This window comes from Flavobacterium fryxellicola, from assembly GCF_900143245.1.
Taxonomy (GTDB): Bacteria; Bacteroidota; Bacteroidia; order Flavobacteriales; family Flavobacteriaceae; genus Flavobacterium; species Flavobacterium fryxellicola.
Genome location: NZ_FRDK01000024.1, coordinates 1 through 5,877 on the forward strand (window position 1 = coordinate 1; position 5,877 = coordinate 5,877).

At 46.1% G+C, this 5,877-nt stretch carries 2 tRNA genes and 3 rRNA genes; all 5 read left to right on the forward strand.

From position 1 onward, the window contains the following. The first annotated feature begins 514 nt into the window (after positions 1-514). The 5 genes from BUA03_RS16205 to rrf all read left to right on the forward strand — a co-directional run bounded on the left by BUA03_RS16205 (position 515) and on the right by rrf (position 5,865). Positions 515-2,028, forward strand: a 16S ribosomal RNA gene (locus BUA03_RS16205). A 219-nt stretch (positions 2,029-2,247) separates the two neighbouring features. Further along, a tRNA-Ile gene (locus BUA03_RS16210) sits at positions 2,248-2,321 on the forward strand. 108 nt (positions 2,322-2,429) lie between these two features. Continuing rightward, a tRNA-Ala gene (locus tag BUA03_RS16215) sits at positions 2,430-2,503 on the forward strand. A gap of 186 nt (positions 2,504-2,689) precedes the next feature. Further along, positions 2,690-5,577, forward strand: a 23S ribosomal RNA gene (locus BUA03_RS16220). A 178-nt stretch (positions 5,578-5,755) separates the two neighbouring features. Next, a 5S ribosomal RNA gene (gene rrf, locus BUA03_RS16225) occupies positions 5,756-5,865 on the forward strand. The 16S, 23S and 5S rRNA genes sit together here with 2 tRNA genes alongside, the layout of an rRNA operon. The last annotated feature ends 12 nt before the right edge of the window (positions 5,866-5,877 follow it).

Genomic DNA, 5,877 nt, shown 5'->3' on the forward strand with positions numbered 1-5,877 from the left:
AAGAAAGCGATAAAAAAAAGCGAATAAAAAGCTTGAATAACGGTATAAAGGTGTTAGTTTTGCACCCGCAACAACGGCAAACGTTCCTTTAAATACTGGCAAGATATAGAAATCGGAGGAGGAATTTATTTTCTAAAAAAGATTTCAAAAAGCTTGTGAGATTAGAAAACGGATGTTACCTTTGCACCCCTGCAAAACGGGCAAAGTTCCTTGAGAGATTGATAAGAAAGAGTGGTTAAACGGAGATAAACATTTCCAAAAAAAACTTCACATTTTTCTTGCCAGTTGAAAAAAGAGTTGTACTTTTGCACCCGCTTCGAGAAACACTTAAACGAGTGTTAATTGAGGTGAAAAGAAGATAAGAACACGTTCCTAGACATATTGAATTGACAGCCGTTCCGATGCAAATCGGAACAAAAGAATAAGAGTAATAGAATCGAGAGATTTGATAAAGACCATTAGAATTGGAGTCGCATAAACAAAGAGAACAGATTTATCTGGACTCACACAATATACGATGAAGAGTTTGATCCTGGCTCAGGATGAACGCTAGCGGCAGGCTTAACACATGCAAGTCGAGGGGTATAGGTTTTCGGACCTAGAGACCGGCGCACGGGTGCGTAACGCGTATGCAATCTACCTTTCACAGAGGGATAGCCCAGAGAAATTTGGATTAATACCTCATAGTATAGCAGCTTCGCATGAAGTCACTATTAAAGATTTATCGGTGAAAGATGAGCATGCGTCCCATTAGTTAGTTGGTAAGGTAACGGCTTACCAAGACAACGATGGGTAGGGGTCCTGAGAGGGAGATCCCCCACACTGGTACTGAGACACGGACCAGACTCCTACGGGAGGCAGCAGTGAGGAATATTGGACAATGGGCGCAAGCCTGATCCAGCCATGCCGCGTGCAGGATGACGGTCCTATGGATTGTAAACTGCTTTTATACGAGAAGAAACACTGGTTCGTGAACCAGCTTGACGGTATCGTAAGAATAAGGATCGGCTAACTCCGTGCCAGCAGCCGCGGTAATACGGAGGATCCAAGCGTTATCCGGAATCATTGGGTTTAAAGGGTCCGTAGGCGGTCAGGTAAGTCAGTGGTGAAAGCCCATCGCTCAACGGTGGAACGGCCATTGATACTGTCTGACTTGAATTATTAGGAAGTAACTAGAATATGTAGTGTAGCGGTGAAATGCTTAGAGATTACATGGAATACCAATTGCGAAGGCAGGTTACTACTAATATATTGACGCTGATGGACGAAAGCGTGGGTAGCGAACAGGATTAGATACCCTGGTAGTCCACGCCGTAAACGATGGATACTAGCTGTTGGGAGCAATCTCAGTGGCTAAGCGAAAGTGATAAGTATCCCACCTGGGGAGTACGTTCGCAAGAATGAAACTCAAAGGAATTGACGGGGGCCCGCACAAGCGGTGGAGCATGTGGTTTAATTCGATGATACGCGAGGAACCTTACCAAGGCTTAAATGTAGATTGACCGGTTTGGAAACAGACTTTTCGCAAGACAATTTACAAGGTGCTGCATGGTTGTCGTCAGCTCGTGCCGTGAGGTGTCAGGTTAAGTCCTATAACGAGCGCAACCCCTGTTGTTAGTTGCCAGCGAGTCAAGTCGGGAACTCTAACAAGACTGCCAGTGCAAACTGCGAGGAAGGTGGGGATGACGTCAAATCATCACGGCCCTTACGCCTTGGGCTACACACGTGCTACAATGGCCGGTACAGAGAGCAGCCACTGGGCGACCAGGAGCGAATCTATAAAACCGGTCACAGTTCGGATCGGAGTCTGCAACTCGACTCCGTGAAGCTGGAATCGCTAGTAATCGGATATCAGCCATGATCCGGTGAATACGTTCCCGGGCCTTGTACACACCGCCCGTCAAGCCATGGAAGCTGGGGGTGCCTGAAGTCGGTGACCGCAAGGAGCTGCCTAGGGTAAAACTGGTAACTAGGGCTAAGTCGTAACAAGGTAGCCGTACCGGAAGGTGCGGCTGGAACACCTCCTTTCTAGAGCCTAAATGTTAGTTTAGCAATAAACACTTTTAGGAAAGAAGACGAAAGTTCGAAATGGAAACAAAGAAAGACATTTTATTACTCTTGCTGTTAGTTCAAATAATACAATTTAAGTTAAAGATAACGATTTAGGATTGTTGAATGGAGATTTGTGATTTACGGTGTTAAGACATCAAAAATCGTTAATCAACAATCAAAAATCAGAGATCACCTTGTCTCGTAGCTCAGCTGGTTAGAGTATTACACTGATAATGTAGGGGTCGACAGTTCGAGTCTGTCCGAGACAACAATTATAACTTAAAAAAAAGAAGAATCTAGAGTTAGCAATTCACAACTCATTTGGATGTACGGTAAAGTTACTGAAAACTGAACACTGAAACATTGCCAACTGTATTGGGGGATTAGCTCAGCTGGCTAGAGCGCCTGCCTTGCACGCAGGAGGTCAACGGTTCGACTCCGTTATTCTCCACAGATAGTATCAAGAGGATAGTATCAAGTATCAAGACAAAATCTTAATACTTAATACAGTAGACTTAATACATATTAAAGTTCATTGACATATTGAGATAAGAAAATAATAAAAAGTAGAAAGCATTTTTACTTGTTTATCATTAGGCAAGTAAAGAAACGGCACATTTTAATTAGTGTGTTGGTACAATAAGCAAAATAAGGGCGTATGGGGGATGCCTTGGCTCTCAGAGGCGATGAAAGGCGTGATAAGCTGCGAAAAGCTACGGGGATTGGCACACACGAATTGATCCGTAGATACCTGAATGGGGCAACCCACTATCTTGAAGAGATAGTACACCGATAGGTGGGCAAACCCGCTGAACTGAAACATCTAAGTAGGCGGAGGAGAAGAAAACAAAAGTGATTCCGTAAGTAGTGGCGAGCGAACGCGGATTAGCCCAAACCAATGTTGTTACGGCAATGTTGGGGTTGTAGGACCACGACATTTTATGTACAAAGAATTAGAATCTACTGGAAAGTAGAGCCAAAGAAGGTGATAGCCCTGTATAAGTAATGAGTATAATAGATAGTGGTATCCTGAGTAGGGCGGGACACGAGAAATCCTGTCTGAATTTGGCGGGACCATCCGCTAAGGCTAAATACTCCTGAGAGACCGATAGTGAACCAGTACCGTGAGGGAAAGGTGAAAAGAACCGTGAATAACGGAGTGAAATAGATCCTGAAACCATACGCTTACAAGCGGTCGGAGCCCTTTCGTGGGGTGACGGCGTGCCTTTTGCATAATGAGCCTACGAGTTAACGTTGCTGGCAAGGATAAGTGGTTAAGCCACGGATCCGTAGCGAAAGCGAGTCTGAATAGGGCGCTTTAGTCAGTAGTGTTAGACGCGAAACCGTGTGATCTACCCATGGGCAGGTTGAAGCTGTGGTAACACATAGTGGAGGACCGAACCGGTTGACGTTGAAAAGTCTTCGGATGACCTGTGGGTAGGGGTGAAAGGCCAATCAAACTCGGAAATAGCTCGTACTCCCCGAAATGCATTTAGGTGCAGCGTTAGTTATAAAGTTATATAGAGGTAGAGCTACTGATTGGATGCGGGGGCTTCACCGCCTACCAATTCCTGACAAACTCCGAATGCTATATAATGTTCACTAACAGTGAGGGCTTGGGTGCTAAGGTCCAAGTCCGAGAGGGAAAGAACCCAGACCATCAGCTAAGGTCCCCAAATATATACTAAGTTGAAAGAACGAGGTTTGTCTGCCCAGACAGCTAGGATGTTGGCTTGGAAGCAGCCATTCATTTAAAGAGTGCGTAACAGCTCACTAGTCGAGCGGACGAGCATGGATAATAATCGGGCATAAGTATATTACCGAAGCTATGGATTGTGTATTTATTTACGCAGTGGTAGGGGAGCATTCTAACAGGGTTGAAGGTGATTCGTAAGGGTTGCTGGACTGGTTAGAAAAGAAAATGTAGGCATAAGTAACGATAATGCGGGCGAGAAACCCGCACACCGAAAGACTAAGGTTTCCACAGCTATGCTAATCAGCTGTGGGTTAGTCGGGACCTAAGGCGAACCCGAAAGGGACAGTCGATGGACAACGGGTTAATATTCCCGTACTAGTTATTACTGTGATGGGGTGACGGAGTGATGAAAGCGCCGCGAACTGACGGAATAGTTCGTTGAAGTACCTACCTATAAGACCCGCAGGCAAATCCACGGGTTTTGGGGAAATACGATAGTACTCGGATACTTCGGTAGAAGAGATAGTGCGCCTAAGGGCTTCCAAGAAAAACCTCTAAACTTCAGGTAATAAGTACCCGTACCGCAAACCGACACAGGTAGTCGAGGAGAGAATCCTAAGGTGCTCGAGAGATTCATGGCTAAGGAATTAGGCAAAATAGACCCGTAACTTCGGGAGAAGGGTCGCCACGCTTTACGGCGTGGCCGCAGTGAAGAGGTCCAGGCGACTGTTTATCAAAAACACAGGGCTCTGCAAAATCGTAAGATGAAGTATAGGGCCTGACACCTGCCCGGTGCTGGAAGGTTAAGTGGAGATGTTATCTTCGGAGAAGCATTGAAATGAAGCCCCAGTAAACGGCGGCCGTAACTATAACGGTCCTAAGGTAGCGAAATTCCTTGTCGGGTAAGTTCCGACCTGCACGAATGGTGTAACGATCTGGACACTGTCTCAGCCATGAGCTCGGTGAAATTGTAGTAGCGGTGAAGATGCCGCTTACCCGCAGTGGGACGAAAAGACCCTGTGCACCTTTACTATAGCTTAGTATTGACCTTGGATAAATGATGTGTAGGATAGGTTGGAGACTGTGAAGTGGCGTCGCTAGGCGTTGTGGAGTCATTGTTGAAATACAACCCTTTGTTTATCTGAGGCCTAACCCCGTAATGCGGGGGACATTGCTTGGTGGGTAGTTTGACTGGGGTGGTCGCCTCCAAAAGAGTAACGGAGGCTTCTAAAGGTTCCCTCAGTACGCTTGGTAACCGTGCGTAGAGTGCAATGGCATAAGGGAGCTTGACTGAGAGACATACAGGTCGATCAGGTACGAAAGTAGAGCATAGTGATCCGGTGGTTCCGCATGGAAGGGCCATCGCTCAAAGGATAAAAGGTACGCCGGGGATAACAGGCTGATCTCCCCCAAGAGCTCATATCGACGGGGGGGTTTGGCACCTCGATGTCGGCTCGTCACATCCTGGGGCTGGAGAAGGTCCCAAGGGTTGGGCTGTTCGCCCATTAAAGTGGCACGCGAGCTGGGTTCAGAACGTCGTGAGACAGTTCGGTCTCTATCTACTGTGGGCGCAAGAAATTTGAGTGGATCTGATTCTAGTACGAGAGGACCGAATTGGACAAACCTCTAGTGTATCTGTTGTCACGCCAGTGGCATCGCAGAGTAGCTACGTTTGGAAGGGATAAGCGCTGAAAGCATATAAGCGCGAAACCCACCACAAGATGAGATTTCTTTTAAGGGTCGTAGGAGATGACTACGTTGATAGGCTATAGATGTAAAGGCAGTAATGTCATAGTCGAGTAGTACTAATAACCCGTAAGCTTATGTACGCTTTTCCCAGCTCTGTCAAAGAGCTGGGAAGAAACTTTCTAGATTCCTAGGTTCTTCCAGAAGGACAAGGAAACAGTTTAAATTTTCTTTATCTCAGTATGTTAAGATATTATGTAATTGGTATTTATCATAGGATAAATAGCATTACAGTAATTGCCCAAAGCAATTATAACCTCTTAAGGTGGTTATTGCGGCGGGGCTCACCTCTTCCCATCCCGAACAGAGTAGTTAAGCCCGCCTGCGCAGATGGTACTGCAGTTATGTGGGAGAGTATGTCGTCGCCTTTCTTTAAAAACCCT